This window comes from Agromyces selenitireducens (assembly GCF_052748465.2).
This window is the reverse complement of the sequence record NZ_CM188259.1, coordinates 3,623,152-3,640,531: the sequence shown is the minus strand read 5'-3', so window position 1 is coordinate 3,640,531 and position 17,380 is coordinate 3,623,152. Positions and strand designations below refer to the sequence as shown.

The 17,380-nt window shown below is 72.2% G+C and carries 18 protein-coding genes; 7 read left to right on the top strand and 11 right to left on the bottom strand.

Translation table 11 applies throughout. The features are described 5' to 3' along the window. The first annotated feature begins 2 nt into the window (after window positions 1-2). Window positions 3-764 (top strand): methyltransferase domain-containing protein, encoded by a 762-nt coding sequence (locus ACULK4_RS17140; RefSeq protein ID WP_445963600.1) that lies wholly within the window; start codon window positions 3-5, stop codon window positions 762-764. Further along, entirely contained in the window at window positions 757-1,929 is a 1,173-nt protein-coding gene (locus ACULK4_RS17135) for an FAD-dependent oxidoreductase (protein WP_445963599.1), read from the top strand. Before ACULK4_RS17140 ends, ACULK4_RS17135 begins: the two co-directional genes overlap by 8 nt. Window positions 1,930-1,962: 33 nt before the next feature. On the opposite strand, the gene ACULK4_RS17130 is transcribed toward ACULK4_RS17135, so the two are convergent. After that, the gene (locus ACULK4_RS17130) at window positions 1,963-2,412 is read right to left on the bottom strand and encodes a nitroreductase family deazaflavin-dependent oxidoreductase (protein WP_445963598.1); all 450 of its coding nucleotides are present in this window, start codon (window positions 2,410-2,412) and stop codon (window positions 1,963-1,965) included. Between the two features lie 241 nt (window positions 2,413-2,653). Here ACULK4_RS17130 and ACULK4_RS17125 point away from each other — a divergent pair, with 241 nt between their 5' ends. Next, window positions 2,654-2,947: a hypothetical protein gene (locus ACULK4_RS17125; protein ID WP_445963597.1), complete on the top strand. Its 294-nt coding sequence runs from the start codon at window positions 2,654-2,656 to the stop codon at window positions 2,945-2,947. A 205-nt stretch (window positions 2,948-3,152) separates the two neighbouring features. Beyond that, window positions 3,153-5,363, top strand: a complete 2,211-nt coding sequence (locus ACULK4_RS17120) for an ATP-dependent Clp protease ATP-binding subunit (RefSeq protein ID WP_445964140.1) — start codon at window positions 3,153-3,155, stop codon at window positions 5,361-5,363. 17 nt (window positions 5,364-5,380) lie between these two features. Here ACULK4_RS17120 and ACULK4_RS17115 read toward each other — a convergent pair whose 3' ends face one another. Continuing rightward, window positions 5,381-6,643 (bottom strand): MFS transporter, encoded by a 1,263-nt coding sequence (locus tag ACULK4_RS17115; protein WP_445964139.1) that lies wholly within the window; start codon window positions 6,641-6,643, stop codon window positions 5,381-5,383. A 94-nt stretch (window positions 6,644-6,737) separates the two neighbouring features. Here ACULK4_RS17115 and ACULK4_RS17110 point away from each other — a divergent pair, with 94 nt between their 5' ends. Next, complete coding sequence (locus tag ACULK4_RS17110; protein WP_445963596.1) at window positions 6,738-7,787, top strand: zinc-dependent alcohol dehydrogenase family protein; 1,050 nt, start codon at window positions 6,738-6,740, stop codon at window positions 7,785-7,787. A 97-nt stretch (window positions 7,788-7,884) separates the two neighbouring features. Here ACULK4_RS17110 and ACULK4_RS17105 read toward each other — a convergent pair whose 3' ends face one another. Next, a complete protein-coding gene (locus tag ACULK4_RS17105; protein ID WP_445963595.1) occupies window positions 7,885-8,475 on the bottom strand; it encodes a nitroreductase family protein in 591 nt (196 codons plus the stop codon). 210 nt (window positions 8,476-8,685) lie between these two features. Next, on the bottom strand, window positions 8,686-9,771 hold the full coding sequence (locus ACULK4_RS17100) for a threonine aldolase family protein (protein WP_445963594.1): 1,086 nt from the start codon (window positions 9,769-9,771) through the stop codon (window positions 8,686-8,688). 133 nt (window positions 9,772-9,904) lie between these two features. Between ACULK4_RS17100 and ACULK4_RS17095 the strand changes: the two genes are divergently transcribed. After that, complete coding sequence (locus ACULK4_RS17095; protein ID WP_445963593.1) at window positions 9,905-10,054, top strand: hypothetical protein; 150 nt, start codon at window positions 9,905-9,907, stop codon at window positions 10,052-10,054. A gap of 8 nt (window positions 10,055-10,062) precedes the next feature. Here the strand turns inward: ACULK4_RS17095 and ACULK4_RS17090 are convergent, their stop codons facing one another. The 4 genes from ACULK4_RS17090 to ACULK4_RS17075 form a co-directional block, all read right to left on the bottom strand. Next, on the bottom strand, window positions 10,063-11,175 hold the full coding sequence (locus ACULK4_RS17090) for an ABC transporter permease (protein WP_445963592.1): 1,113 nt from the start codon (window positions 11,173-11,175) through the stop codon (window positions 10,063-10,065). Next, the gene (locus ACULK4_RS17085; RefSeq protein WP_445963591.1) at window positions 11,172-12,056 is read right to left on the bottom strand and encodes an ABC transporter ATP-binding protein; all 885 of its coding nucleotides are present in this window, start codon (window positions 12,054-12,056) and stop codon (window positions 11,172-11,174) included. Before ACULK4_RS17085 ends, ACULK4_RS17090 begins: the two co-directional genes overlap by 4 nt. 109 nt (window positions 12,057-12,165) lie before the next feature. Next, window positions 12,166-12,876, bottom strand: a complete 711-nt coding sequence (locus ACULK4_RS17080) for a response regulator (protein ID WP_445963590.1) — start codon at window positions 12,874-12,876, stop codon at window positions 12,166-12,168. Beyond that, window positions 12,873-14,252, bottom strand: a complete 1,380-nt coding sequence (locus ACULK4_RS17075; RefSeq protein ID WP_445963589.1) for a sensor histidine kinase — start codon at window positions 14,250-14,252, stop codon at window positions 12,873-12,875. The genes ACULK4_RS17080 and ACULK4_RS17075 overlap by 4 nt, the downstream gene beginning before the upstream one ends. A 160-nt stretch (window positions 14,253-14,412) precedes the next feature. Between ACULK4_RS17075 and ACULK4_RS17070 the strand changes: the two genes are divergently transcribed. Beyond that, window positions 14,413-15,768, top strand: a complete 1,356-nt coding sequence (locus ACULK4_RS17070; protein WP_445964138.1) for an MFS transporter — start codon at window positions 14,413-14,415, stop codon at window positions 15,766-15,768. Between the two features lie 3 nt (window positions 15,769-15,771). Here the strand turns inward: ACULK4_RS17070 and ACULK4_RS17065 are convergent, their stop codons facing one another. Genes ACULK4_RS17065 through ACULK4_RS17055 form a run of 3 tightly spaced genes read right to left on the bottom strand, consistent with a single transcriptional unit; the run spans window position 15,772 to window position 17,155 of the window. Further along, on the bottom strand, window positions 15,772-16,356 hold the full coding sequence (locus ACULK4_RS17065) for a dihydrofolate reductase family protein (RefSeq protein ID WP_445963588.1): 585 nt from the start codon (window positions 16,354-16,356) through the stop codon (window positions 15,772-15,774). Further along, complete coding sequence (locus ACULK4_RS17060; RefSeq protein WP_445963587.1) at window positions 16,356-16,820, bottom strand: SRPBCC family protein; 465 nt, start codon at window positions 16,818-16,820, stop codon at window positions 16,356-16,358. Before ACULK4_RS17060 ends, ACULK4_RS17065 begins: the two co-directional genes overlap by 1 nt. Continuing rightward, a complete protein-coding gene (locus tag ACULK4_RS17055) occupies window positions 16,817-17,155 on the bottom strand; it encodes an ArsR/SmtB family transcription factor (RefSeq protein ID WP_445963586.1) in 339 nt (112 codons plus the stop codon). Before ACULK4_RS17055 ends, ACULK4_RS17060 begins: the two co-directional genes overlap by 4 nt. Between the last annotated feature and the right edge of the window lie 225 nt (window positions 17,156-17,380).

The window sequence follows — 17,380 nt, the reverse complement described above, 5'->3', positions numbered from 1 at the left end:
GGATGGCGCGCCTCGGGTCCGGTGAGCCCGGGCTGCTGCGCGCCCTCGCCACGCTCGACCGACGCGACGAGCACGCCCTCGAGCTCATGGACGACCCCGCCGCGGACCCCGTCGCGCTCGACCGCACGTACCGGCGCTTCGGGCTCGTCAACCGGATCGTGTCGCGCCCCGCTGCCGTGTACGAGGAGTGGGTGCGGCCGCACCTCTCGCCGACGCGGACCTCGCGGCTGCTCGACATCGGCGCCGGCGGGGGCGACCTTCCCCGCCAGATCCTCCGGCATGCCGAACGCGACGGGCTGCGGTTGGAGGTGCTCGCGATCGACCCCGACGAGCGCGCCGTGCGGTACGCGTCGCGCTACGCGGGTCCGCGGCTCCGGGCGCGCGCGGCGACGACCTCTGACCTCGTCGCCGAGGGCGAGCGCTTCGACGTCGTCTGGTCGAACCACGTGCTGCACCACCTCACCGCGGCCGAGCTCGGCGGGCTGCTCGCCGACTCCGAACGGCTCGTCGCCCCCGGCGGCATCGCCGTGCACGGCGACATCGAGCGCAGCCGCGGCGCCTACCTGGCGTTCTGGGCGGCGACGCTGCCCTTCGCGCTCACCGTCTTCGCCGGCTCGTTCATCCGTCCGGACGGGCTGACGTCGATCCGCCGCAGCCACACCGCACCGGAGCTCGCCCGTGCCGTGCCGGGCGGATGGCGCGTCAAGCGCGGCTTCCCCTCCCGCCTCGAGCTCGTGTGGGGCAGCGAGATCCGCGATGACTGACCCGGCCGGGGCCGTCCGCCCGGACGCGCCGATCCACGACGTCGCCATCGTCGGCGGCGGCGCGGTCGGGCTCCTGCTCGCGTGCCTGCTCGGCGCTCGCGGTCGCGACGTCGTCGTGCTCGAACGACGCACCGAGCCGCCGCCGCCGGGAGCGCCATCGCGGGCGATCGGCGTCCACCCGCCCGGCCTCAAGGTGCTCGACCACGTCGGCATCGGCGACGCGGTGCGCGAGCGTGCCGTCGTCATCCGCGAGGGGCGCGTCACGTGCGAGGGGCGCACGCTCGGGGCAATGCGGTTCCCGCGTTCGGGCCTCGTGCGGTCGCTGCCGCAGCGCGAGGTCGAGGCGCTGCTCGAGGAGCGCCTCGAGGAGCTGCCCGACGTGCGGGTGCGTCGCGGCGTCGAGGTGACGGGACTCCGCGACCGGGGCACGCACGTCGTCGTCGTCGGGACGCAGGCCGGCGCGGAGGTCGACGTGCCGGCGCGCTACGTCGTCGGCGCCGACGGGGTGCGCAGCGGCATCCGCTCGCTCATCGACGCGCGCTGGCGGCCCCGCGGGCGCGGCGCGACCTACGTCATGTGCGACACGCGCGACGACACCGGAGCGCGCGAGACCGCGTTGCTGCACTTCGAGCCGACGGGGGTCGTCGAGTCGTTCCCGATGCCCGGGGGCCTGCGCCGGTACGTCGCCCGCGTGCGGCGCCGGCCGTCGGTGCTCGATGCGCCGACGGTCGCGGCCATCGTCGAGGCCCGCACAGGCCAGGGGTTCGATACGGATGCCGCAGGCGAGCCGACCGCGTTCGACGCCCGCCAGCACCTCGCGCAGCCGATCGCGGCGGGACGCGTCGCCCTCGTCGGCGACGCCGCCCACGAGGTCAGCCCCATCGGCGGCCAGGGGATGAACCTCGGCTGGATCGGCGCGCAGCACCTCTCGCACGAGCTCGAGGCGGCGCTCGCCGCGGGCGCGCCGCTCGACGCGTTCGCCGCCTACGAGCGCGCGCGGCGCGGGGCCGCGATCCGCGCCATGCGGCAGGCGGCGTTCAACATGCGCATGGGCGCGCCCGTGAGCGGGCTGCGGCTGCGTGCGCGCAACGCGTCGGTGCGGATGCTGGGGCTGGCGCCGACGCGCGCGCTGCTCGCGCGGGCGTTCACGATGCGCTGGCTCTGAGCGCTCGCCCCCCGCGCGTCGTCGGCGCCGCGTTCAGCCGGCGTCGGGATCGAACGGCGTGAGCACGAAGAGCGGGATCTGCCGGTCGGTCTTCGCCTGGTAGTCGTCGTACGGCGGCCACACCGCGGTCGCTCGCTGCCACCAGACGGCCTTCTCGTCGCCCGTGACCTCGCGGGCGAGGTAGTCGCGCTTGACGGGTCCGTCCTGCAGCTCGACGTGCGGCTGCCGCTTCATGTTGAAGTACCAGGCCGGGTGCTCGGGGTCGCCGCCCTGCGACGCGACGACCGCGTACTCGCCGTCGTGCTCGACGCGCATGAGCGCGGTCTTGCGGAGCCTGCCGCTCTTCGCGCCGACGGTCGTGAGCACGATCACGGGGCGCCCGCGCAGCAGGTTGGCCTCCTGCCCGCCCGTGGCCTCGTAGGTCTCGGCCTGGTCGCGCGCCCACTTCGACGTGCTGGGTGCGTACTCGCCCTGCAGCGGCATCCGTTCCTCCTCGTTCGGTTCCTGCGTCCGTTCTGCCCAACGTGGCGGGCCTCGCACGCATTCCGTTCCCAGGGCGACACGCCGCGCGCGGTAGCGCGGACCGGCGTGCCGTCCTGAGCAGCGCAGGTCGGGGCGACCGCCTCCTGAGAACGGGATGGAGGGATCGTGCGCGCGAGCGCAACCCCCGGGCGGTGGCGCGGCAGGGTGCCTACGCTGGCCGCATCAGCGAAGGAGGCGTGGAATGGACACGACGGGTGACGGCGAGGACCGCGGGCGAGCGGATGCCGCGGCGATGAGCGCCGGGCAGCAGGCGGCGTTCGGCGACGGGATGGTCCGCGGCGCCGACGGCCACGCGGATGCCGGGGACCGAGAGGACACGGACGACGGCCTCGTGGCCGGCGGTCCGATCGACGTCGGCGAGGACGCGGGCGGGAGCGGGGCGGGTGCGGGTGAGGTCGCGGCCGACCGGGCGCGCGCGGAGGACGCGCACGCCGTGCAGGAGGAGGAGGGGCTCGCGCCGGGCGAGTCCGACTGATGCGCCCGGGCACGCGCCGCCTGAGGCTCTCGAGTGTCCGATGGATGCTGCGTCCGAGGGCCCGCGGTGGCATCCGCTGGACACTCGCGGCGCGTGAGGGGGTTCGAGGGCCGCGACATCCGGTCGCGGCATCCGGAATACCACTCGCATCGGGAGAGTTGAGCGTAGTACACTCAACTTTGTCGAAGGGAGCCCCGTGGCCAACATGCAGGGCGCGCCGAGCACGCAGGAGGAGCAGAAGTCGGCGCTCGAACAGTACGGCGTCAACCTCACCGAGATCGCCCGCCAGGGCAAGCTCGACCCGGTGATCGGCCGCGACGCCGAGATCCGTCGCGTCAGCCAGGTGCTCACCCGCCGCACGAAGAACAACCCCGTGCTCATCGGCGAGCCCGGCGTCGGCAAGACCGCGGTCGTCGAGGGGCTCGCGCAGCGCATCGTCGCGGGCGACGTCGCCGCGTCGCTGAAGGACAAGCAACTCGTCGCGCTCGATATCTCCGCCCTGGTCGCGGGCGCCATGTACCGGGGCCAGTTCGAGGAGCGCCTGAAGGCCGTCCTCAAGGAGATCAACGACGCCGAGGGCCGCATCATCACGTTCGTCGACGAGCTGCACCTGCTCATGGGCGCGGGCGGCGGCGAGGGCTCCGTCGCGGCATCCAACATGCTGAAGCCCATGCTCGCGCGCGGCGAGCTGCGACTCATCGGCGCGACCACGCTCGACGAGTACCGCGAGTACATCGAGAAGGATGCCGCGCTCGAGCGCCGGTTCCAGCAGGTGTTCGTCGGCGAGCCGTCCGTCGAAGACACGGTCGCGATCCTCCGCGGGCTGAAGGGCCGGTACGAGGCGCACCACGGGGTGACGATCACCGACGCCGCGCTCGTGGCCGCGGCATCCATGTCGAACCGCTACATCACGGCCCGCCAGCTTCCCGACAAGGCCATCGACCTCGTCGACGAGGCCATGAGCCGGCTCAAGATGGAGATCGACTCGAGCCCCGTCGAGATCGACCAGCTCAAGCGCCAGGTCGACCGGCTGCGGCTCGAGGAACTCGCGCTCAAGAAGGAGAAGGACGACGCGTCCAAGGAGCGGCTCGAGAAGCTGCGCGAGACGCTGGCCGAGCAGGAGCGCGAGCTCGTGCGACTCGAGGAGCGCTGGGCGCGCGAGCGGATGTCGCTGAACCGCGTCGGCGAACTGAAGAAGGAGCTCGACGAGGCCATCACCCAGCGCGACCGTGCCATGCGCGAGGCCGACTACGCGAAGGCGTCGCAGCTCGAGTACGAGACCATCGCCCGGCTGCAGCGCGACCTCGAGGAGGCCGAGCGCGCCGAGGAGGCGCCGGACGAGCCCCGCATGGTCAACGAGCAGGTCACGGAGGAGGACATCGCCGCCGTCATCGCGCAGTGGACCGGCATCCCCGTCGGCCGGCTCATGCAGGGCGAGACCGAGAAGCTGCTGCAGCTCGAGGGCGAGCTCGGCAAGCGCGTCATCGGGCAGAAGCGCGCCGTGGCATCCGTCGCCGACGCCGTGCGCCGTGCCCGCGCCGGAGTCAGCGACCCCGACCGGCCGACCGGGTCGTTCCTGTTCCTCGGCCCCACCGGCGTCGGCAAGACCGAGCTCGCCAAGGCGCTCGCCGACGTGCTGTTCGACGACCCGCACGCGATGGTGCGCATCGACATGTCGGAGTACGGCGAGAAGCACTCCGTCTCGCGGCTCGTCGGCGCCCCTCCCGGCTACATCGGCTACGAGCAGGGCGGCCAGCTCACCGAAGCCGTGCGCCGTCGGCCCTACTCGGTGATCCTGCTCGACGAGGTCGAGAAGGCGCACCCCGAGGTGTTCGACGTGCTGCTGCAGGTGCTCGACGACGGTCGCCTGACCGACGGGCAGGGTCGCACGGTCGACTTCCGCAACGTGATCCTGGTGCTCACGTCGAATCTGGGGTCGCAGTTCCTCATCGACCCGACGCTGTCGTGGGAGGAGAAGGAGGGCGCGGTCATGGCGGCCGTGCGGCAGTCGTTCAAGCCCGAGTTCGTGAACCGACTCGACGACCTCGTGGTGTTCTCGACGCTCACGCAGGAGGAGCTCGGCGAGATCGTGAACCTGCAGGTCGACCGGCTCACGGCGCGGCTGCACGAGCGCCGGCTCGAGCTCGGCGTCACGCCCGACGCGCGCGCCTGGCTGTCGGAGCGCGGGTACGACCCGCTGTACGGCGCCCGCCCGCTGCGCCGGCTCATCCAGACCGAGGTCGCCGACCGTCTCGCGCGGGCGCTGCTCTCGGGCGAGATCCGCGACGGCGACACCGTCGTGGTCGGGCTCGACCCGAGCGGTGAGCACCTCACGGTCACGCGGGCCGAGGCTCCGGGCGACGTGCCGGTCGGCGGCGACCACGACGTCATCGACGCCGAGATCGTCGAGGAGTAGCCGTACGCCGGTGGCCGCTACTCGACCACCGGCGCCCTCGCCGGAACACCGTTGGCCGACGCCGGCACGCGGCGCTCGAGGGCCACGGCCAGCAGCGCGATCGCGGCGCAGCCGGCGACCATCGTCGCGATGTACCAGGCGTCGAGCCCCTCGCCGAGCAGCAGGCCGGCCACGATCGGGCCCGTGATCGCGCCGCCCTGGAACGCCGCCGAGTTGATCGCGTTGACCCGCCCTCGGTTGCGGTCCGTGGCGAGGTCGTTGTACATCGCGGGGACGGTGGGCTGCAGCATCGTCTCGCCGAAGGCGAACACGCCCATGAATGCGAGCACGCCGATCGCCGCCGCGATCGAGTCGGGCAGCAGTCCGGTGGCGCCGAGCAGCAGCCACGCGCCGGCCCAGATCACGGCCATCACCTGCATCACGCGCGTGCGACGATGACCGGCGATGAGCTTGAGCACGGCGAACTGCAGCACCACGATGACGGCCGTGTTCACCGCGAACGAGAGCCCCACGACGCGCGTCGACACCTCCGAGACCTGGCGCGCGAACGCCGGGAAGCCCGCCTCGAGCTGCCCGTAGCCGATGAACATCGCGATGAACGTGAGCAGCGTGAGCCAGAGGATCGCCGGGCGGCGGAGGATCGCCCGGTAGCTCGCCGGGTCAGCGGACTCGTCGACGTGCTCCTCCGGCGCGGCGTGCGTGCGGACGTGTCGCAGCGGACCGAGCAGCAGCGCCATCGGGATGAGGGCGCTCGCCGCGTCGATCAGGAAGATCGCGGTGAACGTGGCCGGCTCGGCCACGTCGACGAAGAAGCCGCCGATGACGCCGCCGACGCCGATGCCGAGGTTCACGAGGGCGAAGTTGACCCCGAAGTACTGCTGGCGGAGATCGCCGTCGACGACGGTGGCGATGAGCGCGTTGAAGCCTGGCCAGGACACGCCGAAGTTCACGCCCATGAGGACGAGGGCGACCGCGGCGACCGCGGCATGCGTCGCGAACGCGAGCAGCGACGCCCCGGCGACCATCGACGCGAGTCCGGCGAGCAGCACCGGGCGCGCGCCGTATCGGTCGATGAGCGTCCCGCCCGGGCCCGTCACGAGGAGCCCCGTGACGGCGATGAGGCTCATGAGCGCGCCGGAGAGCGCGAGGTCGAAGCCGCGCACCTCGTGCAGGTAGATGATCGTGAACGGCAGAGTGAGACCGCGCCCCAGGGTCGAGATCGCGACCGTCGAGAGCAGCCAGCGCCCCTCGGTCGGGAGTGCGCTCCAGAAGGCGGTCATGCCGGTCACTCGAAGCATTCTGCCGGAGCCCGACGACACGGCATCGGGTGCGCCCGGATCGACCCGTCGCAGGTCGCCGCCTAGGCTCGAGGGCATGCTCGCCACCGTGATCCACGCTGCCCGTGACATCCGCGTCGAGGAGGTGCCCGACCCCGTGCTGTCGACCGGCGGCGACGCGATCGTGCGCGTCGTCGCCGCGTGCGTGTGCGGATCCGACCTGTGGCCGTACCGCGGGGTGACCCCGACGCGCGAGCCGCACCGCATCGGGCACGAGTTCGTCGGCGTGGTCGAGTCGGTCGGCTCCGACGTCGCGCGCGTGGAGGCCGGCGACTTCGTGATCGCGCCGTTCTACGTCTGCGACGGCACCTGCGCGAACTGCCGCAACGGCGTGAGCACCTCGTGCCTGCAGGGCAGCTGGTGGGGCGGCGACGACAAGGCGGGCGGGTTCGCCGACGGCGCGCAGGGCGAGCGGGTGCGCGTGCCGCTCGCCGACGGCACGCTGGTCGTCGTGCCGGGGCCGGTCGACGACGACGAGGTCCCCGGGTTGCTGACCCTGTCGGATGTCATGGGCACCGGTCACCACGCGGCGGTCTCGGCCGGCGTCGGCCCCGGCGATTCGGTCGCCGTCGTGGGCGACGGCGCGGTCGGGCTGTGCGCGATCATCGCCGCGAAGCGCCTGGGCGCGACCACGATCATCGCGATGTCGCGGCACGCCGACCGGCAGGCGCTCGCTCGCGAGTTCGGCGCCACCCACGTCGTCGAGGAGCGCGGCGACGAGGGTGTCGCGGCGGTGCAGGAGCTCACCGGCGGCATCGGCGCCGACCGGGTGCTCGAGTGCGTCGGCACGAAGGAGTCGATGGACCAGGCGCTACGCTCGGCGCGGCCCGGCGGCATGGTCGGCTACGTCGGCGTGCCGAACGGAGGCCCCGAGCTGCCCATCCGGCAGATGTTCAACCGCAACGTCGGCGTGAACGGCGGCGTCGCGCCGGTGCGCGGGTACATCGAGGACCTGCTGCCCGACGTGCGCTCCGGCGCCATCCGCCCCGGTCTCGTCTTCGACCTCGAACTGCCGCTGACGGATGCCGCGGAGGCCTACGCCGCGATGGACGAACGCCGCGCGACGAAGGTGCTGCTGCGCCCGTAGCCGGCACGGGAGGAACTTCGGGCGGATGCTGCGCGCGTCGCCCGCGCGGGGACGGCGTGTCTCACGGAAGTTCCTCCCGTCGGATTCGGCGGGCGGCTCAGGCCGCGGTGATGAGCAGCTCGTCGATCGGCTTGCGGCTGCGGGGGGCCACCTCGCGCTCGCGGAGCGGCTCGGGCAGGGCCGACGCGTCGCCGACCTTGCCGACGGCCGTGATGGAGACGATCTCGAGGCCGTCGCGAAGCCCGAACGCCTCGGCGAGGCGGGCGCCGTCGAAACCGCCCATCTGGTGGGTGTGGAGGCCGTCGTGCTGGGCCTGCACGGTCATGTGGGCGACCGCCTGGCCGAGGTCGTACTTCGCCCACGGGCGCGGCGTCCCCGCGTCGTCGGCGACCTCGGCGACGTTCACGACGAGCGCGGCGGCCGAGTCGGCCCACGCCTGGTTGAAGCCCATGAGCGCGTCGTGGATCGTGGTGAAGGCCGGGTCGCCGCGGCGGGCCAAGATGAACCGCCACGGCTGCAGGTTGTTCGCCGACGGCGCCCAGCGTGCCGCCTCGAGCAGGGTACGGGCGTCCTGCTCCGAGAGCTCTGCGGCGGGGTCGTAGGCGCGCGGGCTCCAGCGCTCGATGAGGGGAGCGATGAGGGGTGCGTCGGTGTCGGCGCGGCGGGTGGTGGTTTCGATGAGGGTCATGGCGTGGCCTTCCCGGACGGTGCGGATGTGCCGGGACGCCGTCGGCCCACTCCATTACAACGCATCGATCGGATCGGTATTCCGAGGTCGGATGCTGCGGGCCCGCGCCATCCGTTCTCAGGAACCGCGTCCGCGAACAGACGGTTCCTCAGGACGACTCGCCGCCCGACAGCGCCGCCACCGGCGCGCCGTCCTGAGCAACGCACACCATCAGCCGCGCGCGAGCTCCTCGCGGATGCCCTGCACGAACGCGTCGATGTCGTCCTCGGTGGTGTCGAACCCGCACATCCAGCGGACCTCGCCGCGCGCGGCGTCCCAGTCGTAGAACTTGAACCCGCGCTCGCGCAGTCGATCGGCGACCCCCGGCGGCAGCACCGCGAACACGCCGTTCGACTGGGTCTCCTGCGTGAACGACAGGCCCGGCATCTCTCCCGCGGCGATGCCGGCGTCGAGCGCGTCGCGCAGGCGGCGCGCCATCGCGTTGGAGTGCGACGCGTTGCGCAGGTACAGGTCGCCGTCGAGGAGCGCGATGAGCTGCGCCGACACGAACCGCATCTTCGACGACAGCTGCATGTTGAGCTTGCGCAGGTACTTCAAGCCGACGGATGCCTCGGGGTCCAGCACCACGATGGCCTCGCCGAGCAGCGCGCCGTTCTTGGTGCCGCCGAAGCTCAGCACGTCGACGCCGGCGTCGCGCGTGAAGGCGCGCAGCGGCAGCCCGAGCGAGGCGGCCGCGTTGGAGATGCGCGCGCCGTCCATGTGCAGCTTCATGCCGCGCTCGTGCGCGTGGTCGGCGAGCGCGCGGATCTCGTCCACCGAGTACGCGGTGCCGAGCTCCGTGGTCTGCGTGATCGACACGACGAGCGGCTGCGCGCGGTGCTCGTCGCCCCACCCCCACGCCTCGCGGTCGACGAGTTCGGGCGTCAGCTTGCCGTCGTCCGTCGGCACCGTCAGCAGCTTGATGCCGCCGACCCGCTCGGGCGCACCGCCCTCGTCGACGTTGATGTGGGCCGTGGACGCGGCGATGACCGCACCCCAGCGGGGGAGCATCGACTGCAGCGCCGTCACGTTGGCGCCCGTGCCGTTGAACACCGGGTACACCTCGACGGGGTCGCCGAAGTGCCGCGCGAACAGCCTCTGCAGGTCGTCGGAGTAGGCGTCGTCGCCGTACGCGACCTGGTGCCCGCCGTTGGCGCCGGCGATCGCGGCGAGCACCTCGGGGTGCACGCCCGAGTAGTTGTCGGAGGCGAAGCCGCGGAACTCGGGATCGTGGAGGGGGACGAATTCGTGGGTCACCGGACGATTCTCCCAGACGCGGCCCGACGACCCGTTCCCCGGCCGAGCGGATGCCGCGCCCGCGCGTGAACGAGACGTGAACGTGATGCGCAACCCGTTGACGCCACCCCCTGGTTGGGGGAACGTTGCCCCCGTGATCGATCGGACTGTGGTGCCCTACCTCGCGGGATTCGTGCTGTGCGTCGGGAGCGTGCTCGCGCTCGCCGCGTGCACGCAGGGCGACGGCGGCGATCCCGAGCGCACCGCCGCCGGCACGGTCGCGGTGGTCGCCGGCATCCGCTGACCGGAGCCCTACTTCGCGAGCGCCTCGCCGAGCTTCACGCGCGCTCCCATCCGCAGCAGCGAGTTGTGGTAGATGCGCTCGCCGATCAGGACGGCGGCGACGGTCGTCGCAGCGAGGATCAGGAGCGACAGCAGCGGCTCCCACCACGCCGCGTCGCCGAGGAAGATCCGGACCGGCATCCCGATCGGCGCCGAGAAGGGCACGTAGCTCATGATCGCCATCACGACGGGGTCGTCGAAGAAGAACACCACGAGGAAGTACGGGAGCATGATCAGCATGGTCACCGGCGTGGTGACCGACCCCACGTCCTCGACGCGCGAGACCATCGACGCCGTGCCGGCGAACAGCGCCGCGAGCATGACGAAGCCGACCGCGAAGAACACCGCGAACCAGGCGACCGACGGGCCGACGCCGCCGAGCAGCACGCGCTGGCCCGTGGCGGCCAGGCCGATCAGCGCGAGCCCCGCGATCGCCACGATCTGGCCGAAGGCCATGACGGAGTTGCCGACGACCTTCCCGGTCAGGAGCGCCCTCGCGCTGACCGTCGACAGCAGGAGCTCCACGACGCGGGTCTGCTTCTCCTCGACCACCGATGAGGCGATGGTCGACCCGAACGTGATCGCCGACATGAAGAACACGATCCCGAAGCCGAACGCGACGAGGTAGGCGAGGCCCGTGTCGACCAGTGCCGGCTCCAGGAGCTCGACCGAGGGCGCGATCGACAGCGCGGACACGACCGGACCCGGCGCCTCGTCCATCCCGATCACGGTCACGCCGACGCCCTCGGATGTCGCGGGCACGACGACGGCCTCCACCTCGCCGTCGCGGAGGAGCGCCTCGCCCTCCGCTCGATCGGCCACGGGCACGGACTCGAGCCCGTCGACGCCGTCCGTCGCCGCCGCTGCGGAGCCGACCACCGCGACGCGGGCGTCCTCATCGCCCCCGCCGAGCACGCTCGGCAGGATGACGGACGCGAGGACCGCGAGCATCAGGATGGCGGTCGAGATCACGAACGCCTTGGAGCGCAGCCGCGACATGATCTCGCGGCCGGCGACCAGCCCGACCGTCGCCGGGAACGTCGGAACGGTGCGCTCCGCGTCGTGGCGTGCATCGACGGTCATCGGACGACCTCCTTGAAGATCTGGGCGAGCGTCGTGTGCTCGCGTGCGAACGTGACGACCTCGCCGCGCGAGACCGCCTCGGCGAGGACCGCCTGCCTGGCCGCCTCCGACTCGGCCTCGAACACGGCCCACCCGCCGTCGAACCGGGCGACCCGGATGCCCGGCCGCTCCCGCAGCCAGCCCGCGTCGCCCGACATGAGCAGCTCCCAGCGCTCGGCGCCGTGCTGCTCGCGCAGCTCGTCCCTCGATCCGGACGCGCGGATGCGGCCGTCGGCGATGATGACGAGGTCGTCGCACAACCGCTCGACGACGTCGAGCTGGTGAGACGAGAACAGCACGGGCGCACCGGATGCCGCGGCATCCGTCAGCACCGACTGCACCGTCTCGACCGCCATCGGGTCGAGGCCGGAGAACGGCTCGTCGAGCACGAGCACCTCCGGTCGGTGCACGAGCGCCGCCGCGATCTGCGCCCGCTGCTGGTTGCCGAGGGAGAGCGACTCGACGGTGTCGTCGAGGCGCTCGCCGAGCCCGAGGCGCTCGAGCAGGTCGAGGGCGTTGCGTCGCGCCGCCGCCTGGCTCCAGCCGTGCAGCCGAGCGAAGTACACGATCTGCTCGAGCACCCGCATCTTGGGGTAGAGGCCGCGCTCCTCGGGCATGTAACCGAACCGGCGGCGATCGATCTCGGTGACGGGGGACCCGGCGAGCGCGACCCGGCCGGTGTCGGCGGCGAGCACGCCGAGGATGATCCGCATCGCGGTCGTCTTGCCCGCGCCGTTGCCGCCCACGAACCCGGTGAGGCGGCCCGCGCCGACCGTGAAGGAGACGTCGTCGAGCGCGAGGCGCTCACCGTACCGCTTGGTGAGGTGACTGAGTTCGAGCATGCGGACCACGGTACGCAGAAGCTCCGGCCGCGGCATCCGTCGCAGGTCGGGTTCGTCGACGCCGGCTGCGCATGGCCTCCGTCGCGCGACGGAGGCCGGACGGCGGTGCTCAGCCCGGTGGCCGCACGATGCTGTGCTCGTAGGCGTAGACCACGGCATGGACCCGGTCGCGGAGCCCGAGTTTCATCAGCACCTTCGACACATGCGTCTTCACGGTCGCCTCGCCGACCCACATGCGCGCGGCGATCTCGGCGTTCGAGAGTCCCTCGGCGAGCAGCACGAGCACCTCGCGTTCGCGAGCGGTGAGGTCGCGGAGCGCCGCGAGGGCGGGTTCCGGGGGGTGGCTTCGCGGTCGCCGAGCCGCGGATGCCGCCTCGATGACCCGCCTCGTCACGTCCGGTGAGAGCAGCGCGTCGCCACGGGCGACGACCTGCACCGCTTCGATGAGCTGCTCGGGGCTCGAGTTCTTCAGGAGGAAGCCGCTCGCCCCGGCCTCGAGGGCCGCGAACAGGTAGTCCTCGCGGTCGAACGTGGTGAGCACCAGCACCGCGGGCGGCGTCGGCGACGCGGCGTCGAGGATGCGGCGGGTCGCCTCGAGCCCGTCCGTCCCCGGCATCTGCACGTCCATGCAGATCACGTCGGGCCGCAACGACGCCGCGGCATCCATCGCGTCCTCGCCGTCCGCCGCCTCGCCGACGACCGTGATGCCCTCCTCCGAGTCGAGGATGGTGCGGAACCCCGCGCGCACGAGCGCCTGGTCGTCGACGACGAGCACCCGGATGGCGGAACCGGGGGCTCTCGCGGCCCCGCCCGCGGTCATCGGGTCCCCCGCCGGTACGGCACGCGCGCCCGCACGAGGTAGCCGCCCCGTGGACGGGTCCCCAGCTCGAGCGTGCCGCCGACCGCCGCGACGCGCTCGCGCATGCCGAGCTGCCCGAGGCCGCCGGTGCGGATCCCGCCCCTGGCCGGAGCCGCCCCGACGGGATCCCCCGTCGCCCGCCCGCCGACACCCGTGTCCGTCACCTCGAGTTCGATCGCCTCGTCGAGCCAGCGCACGCGGACGTCGGCCCGCGCGGACGCCCCCGCGTGCTTGCGCACGTTGGTGAGCGCCTCCTGCGCGATGCGGTAGAGCGCGAGGTCGACCATGGGCGTCACGTCGCGCGACTCGCCGACGACGGTCAGCTCGACCGGCAGGCCGGTGGCGCGCACGTCGTCGATGAGACGCGGGAGGCGTTCGATGCGCAGCGTGCTCACCGCGGCATCCGTCGGCTCGGAGTCGCCGACCCCGTCACCGGGCGCCGTCCGTGCCCCGGTCGCGTCATCGGGTGCGCGCAGCGCCGCGACCGTGCGATGCAGTTCGTCGACCGCGTCGCGCGCGCTCTGCTCGATCGACGAGAGCGCGGATGCCGCGGCCTCCGGATCCCGCTCGAGCACGCGCCGCGCGGCACCGGCCTGCACGCCCATCACGGAGACGTGGTGGGCCACGGAGTCGTGCAGCTCGCGGGCGATGCGCATGCGCTCGAGGGCGACCGCCTGCTCGCGCGACCGCTCCCTCTCCGCGGAGAGCTCGGACGTGCGCTGCTCGAGTGCGACCCGCGCTCGCGCGGAGCGGTACGCGGCGTCACCGAAGTACCACGCACCGCCGAAGTACAGCAGGTTGGTCAGGACGTTGATGAGCCCGTACGCGACGTAGGGCGAGAGGAGCCCGTCAGCTTCGCGGTCCAGGTCGGGCAGGTAGTCCTGCACCGCCGAGAAGTAGGCGAGCGTCCACAGCAGCCAGCCGAACATGACGACGACGATCACGGCACGCGCGACGAGGGCGCGGACTCGGCTCCGGCCCCACGCCCCGACGGTGTAGATCGCGATGAACAGGGCGATGTTGCAGATGAGGAGTTCGCCGACCTCGGCGATCGCTCCGGCCATGAAGACGCCCGCCGCGACGATCGCGACGATCTCGGGGGCGAGTCGACGCGCGGCCAGCGGCAGGGTCATGCCGGCCGCCCACAGGGCCGACCAGGCCCAGTGCGCGTCGTCGCCGTAGCCTGTCGCGCGGTAGAGCACGAGGCTCGCGGTGGCCGCCGCGAGGAGCACGAACGCCAGGAGGGCGTCGTTCCGCACGTGTTCCGGGGTGGGCCGGGGCCGAACCCACTCGACGCCGTCGAGCACGGGCGGCGTCTCCTCGGGGCTGCGGGGCATGGCACCACGCTATGCGCCGCCGCCCCCCACGGCATCCGTCGCGCGGGTGAGGTGGGGCTCCCGGATGTCGGTGGATCGGCTTACGCTCCCGATCATGGCCGAGGGACAGACCGACTCGCGCGGGGCATCCGGACCCGGGGTGGAGCCGCCGCCGAACGGCATGCGCCTGTTCCTCCAGGTGCTCGCCAACACGATGGTCGCGAACATCACGACGAGCTTCCTGTGGTTCGCGCTCACCTTCTGGGTGTACCTCGAGACCCGTTCGGTGCTCGCGACGGGTATCATCGGCGGCGCCTACATGCTGCTCATCGCGTTCTTCGCGATGCTGTTCGGCACGATCGTCGACCGGCACCGCAAGCTCCAGGTGATGATCTTCTCGAGCGCCCTGACGCTCGCGTCGTTCGCCCTCGCCGGGGTCGTCTACCTGCTGCAGCCCGAGTCGGCGCTCGTCGACCTGGGCGGACCCTGGTTCTGGGTGTTCGCGGGCATCATCCTGTTCGGCTCGGTCGTCGAGCACATGCGCAACATCGCGCTGTCGACGACGGTGACGCTGCTCGTGCCCGTCGAGCGGCACGCGAACGCGAACGGCATGGTCGGCACCGTGCAGGGCCTCGCGTTCATCGTGACGAGCGTCTTCAGCGGCCTCGCGATCGGGTTCCTGGGCATGGGGTGGACCCTCGTGATCGCGATCGCACTGACCCTCGCCGCGCTCGTGCACCTGCTGTTCCTCCGCATCCCCGAGGGCATCCCCGAGCGCGACGGCGACCGTCAGCCGGCGATCGACGTACGCGGCAGCGTCGTGGCGATCCGGGCCGCGCCGGGGCTGTTCGCGCTCATCCTCTTCGCCACGTTCAACAACCTGATCGGCGGCGTCTACCTGGCACTCATGGACCCGTACGGCCTCACGCTGTTCGCCGTCGAGGTGTGGGGCATCGTGCTCGGAGTGGCGTCGACGGGGTTCATCGTGGGCGGCATCGCGATCGCGAGATTCGGGCTCGGGCGCAACCCGATCCGAACCATGCTCCTCGTGGTCGTCGGCATGGGAGTGCTCGGCGCTCTGTTCACGATCCGCGAATGGTGGTGGCTGTACGCCGCCGGCATCTTCCTCTACATGGCGCTCGTGCCGGCGGTCGAGGCGGCCGAGCAGACGGTGATCCAGAAGGTCGTGCCGTTCCGCCGGCAGGGCCGGGTCTTCGGGTTGGCCGCCGCAGTGGAGTCGGCGGCGGCGCCCGTCACGGCGTTCCTCATCGCGCCCATCGCCGAGTTCTGGATCATCCCCTTCATGGAGTCCGAGGGCGGGCGGGCGGCATGGGGCTGGGTGCTCGGCGAGGGCGACGCCCGGGGCATCGCCCTGGTGTTCCTGTTCGCGGGGCTCGTCATGGTCGCCCTCGCGCTGCTCGCCTTCACGACGCGGTCGTACCGGCTCATCTCGGCGCAGTTCGCCGGCGTCACCGGGTCGGTCGCCGCCGAGGAGCCGACCGGCGCGGATCGGCTCGCCGCCGATCCGCGCCGGTGAGGCTCACCGAAGCCGGTAGTGCAGCGAGACGTGCCCCGACGGCTGCGTCGTCGCGTGGTCGAGCGCGAGCCCGCGTTGCCCGAGCCCCGTCGGCGTGAACGACCGCCCGGCCCCGATCAGCACGGGCACGACCCGCAGCCGCAACTCGTCGACCAGTCCGGCCTCGAACAGCGCGTCGGCGAGCTGCAGGCTGCCCCACAGCACGGTCGCGTCGAAGCGTGCCTTCAGGCGGGCGACGGATGCCGCGGCATCCCCCCGCAGCACCTCGATCTCGCCGTCGCCCCACGGCGCGCGCTCGAGCGTGTTCGAGACGACGTGCTTCGGAAGCCGTGCGATCGGTTCGGCGACCGGCTCGACGGCGGGATCGGCGTCGGGCCAGTAGTCGGCGAACATGCGGTAGGTGTTCGCACCCAGGAGGATCGCGTCGACGCCGGCGAGCCATTCGAGCTGCTCCCGGTCGATCGGTCCGGCGCCGGATGCCGCGTCGCCGGCGATCTCGGGAGAGGCCTCGAAGAACCCGATGCCGCCGTCGGCGTCGGCCGCGTACCCGTCGGCCGAGACGATCTGCTCGACGACGAGGCGGCCCATCAGCGCACCTGCGCCGCGAGCTGCTCGTCGAGCAGGTCGAACGCGGAGTCCCAGCCGTCGTAGACGTTCTCGTCGCCCGCGGCTCCGGCGACGCCGCGCAGGTGGAACAGCATCTCGGTGCGGTCGCCCTCGAGTTCTCGCAGGTCGATCGTGATCACGGGCGCCGTGTCATCCGGCTCGCCGGGTGACGCCCAGGTGAACACGAGCCGCTTCGGCGGGTCGACCTCGCGGTAGACGCCCACGGTCGGGTACTCGGCGCCGTCGGCGGGGTTCACCATCGTGTAGGCGTACCGCCCGCCGGGTCGCACGTCGATCGCCACGCTGCCCTCCTTGATCTCGATGCCGCGCGGATGCCACCACTCCGCGGCATCCGCCGACGCCGTCCAGGCCTGCCAGACCAGCTCGCGGGGCGCGTCGAAGACGCGCGTGATGGTGAACTGCGCGTCATGCGTGCGCTCGGTCATGGGTTCTCCCCTTTCATCCGGCGGAGCTGCTCGTCGAGCAGATCGAACCGCTCGTTCCATTCGCCGCGGTGCCGATCGACCCAGGCCGACGCCTCGTCTAGTGGTTCGGTGCGCAGCGAACACGTGCGCCACTGCGCGGTGGCGGTGCGTTCGATGAGCCCGGCGCGTTCGAGCACCGCGAGGTGCTGCGAGATCGCCGGACGGCTCATCGCGAACGGCTCAGCCAAGGCGCCCACCGTCGCCGGACCGGCATGAAGGCGGGACAGGATCGCCCGCCGCGTCGGATCCGCGAGTGCGTGGAACACCCGGCTGAGCTCGTCGTCCGCCGCCTTCACGTAAGCAACTCCTTAATTAATGATTTGCTTACGCTACGCCGGCCGTCCAGGTGCGTCAAGCGTTCGGAGCGCTCGCGGTGTACCGGAGAATCCGCGATGCGCAGGATCTCGTCGCCCCGTTCGTCCTTCGCACGGCGGAAACTCCTGTGAACGGTGGGCGTCGGGAGGGGAGGGGACGGGCCCGGAGCCGAGCGAATCGGGGTCGAGCGCGAGCGCTCGGGCGAC

Excerpts from the sequence above, each read along its gene's own strand:
- ACULK4_RS17105 (WP_445963595.1), bottom strand. The coding sequence starts at position 8,475 with ATGACCCTCATCGAAACCACCACCCGCCGCGCCGACACCGACGCACCC.
- ACULK4_RS17065 (WP_445963588.1), bottom strand. The coding sequence starts at position 16,356 with ATGGGCCGCCTCGTCGTCGAGCAGATCGTCTCGGCCGACGGGTACGCG.
- ACULK4_RS17090 (WP_445963592.1), bottom strand. The coding sequence starts at position 11,175 with ATGACCGTCGATGCACGCCACGACGCGGAGCGCACCGTTCCGACGTTC.
- ACULK4_RS17125 (WP_445963597.1), top strand. The coding sequence starts at position 2,654 with ATGGACACGACGGGTGACGGCGAGGACCGCGGGCGAGCGGATGCCGCG.
- ACULK4_RS17110 (WP_445963596.1), top strand. The coding sequence starts at position 6,738 with ATGCTCGCCACCGTGATCCACGCTGCCCGTGACATCCGCGTCGAGGAG.
- ACULK4_RS17135 (WP_445963599.1), top strand. The coding sequence starts at position 757 with ATGACTGACCCGGCCGGGGCCGTCCGCCCGGACGCGCCGATCCACGAC.
- ACULK4_RS17115 (WP_445964139.1), bottom strand. The coding sequence starts at position 6,643 with ATGACCGCCTTCTGGAGCGCACTCCCGACCGAGGGGCGCTGGCTGCTC.
- ACULK4_RS17120 (WP_445964140.1), top strand. The coding sequence starts at position 3,153 with ATGCAGGGCGCGCCGAGCACGCAGGAGGAGCAGAAGTCGGCGCTCGAA.
- ACULK4_RS17130 (WP_445963598.1), bottom strand. The coding sequence starts at position 2,412 with ATGCCGCTGCAGGGCGAGTACGCACCCAGCACGTCGAAGTGGGCGCGC.
- ACULK4_RS17085 (WP_445963591.1), bottom strand. The coding sequence starts at position 12,056 with ATGCTCGAACTCAGTCACCTCACCAAGCGGTACGGTGAGCGCCTCGCG.
- ACULK4_RS17075 (WP_445963589.1), bottom strand. The coding sequence starts at position 14,252 with ATGCCCCGCAGCCCCGAGGAGACGCCGCCCGTGCTCGACGGCGTCGAG.
- ACULK4_RS17060 (WP_445963587.1), bottom strand. The coding sequence starts at position 16,820 with ATGACCGAGCGCACGCATGACGCGCAGTTCACCATCACGCGCGTCTTC.
- ACULK4_RS17140 (WP_445963600.1), top strand. The coding sequence starts at position 3 with ATGGCGCGCCTCGGGTCCGGTGAGCCCGGGCTGCTGCGCGCCCTCGCC.
- ACULK4_RS17080 (WP_445963590.1), bottom strand. The coding sequence starts at position 12,876 with ATGACCGCGGGCGGGGCCGCGAGAGCCCCCGGTTCCGCCATCCGGGTG.
- ACULK4_RS17070 (WP_445964138.1), top strand. The coding sequence starts at position 14,413 with ATGCGCCTGTTCCTCCAGGTGCTCGCCAACACGATGGTCGCGAACATC.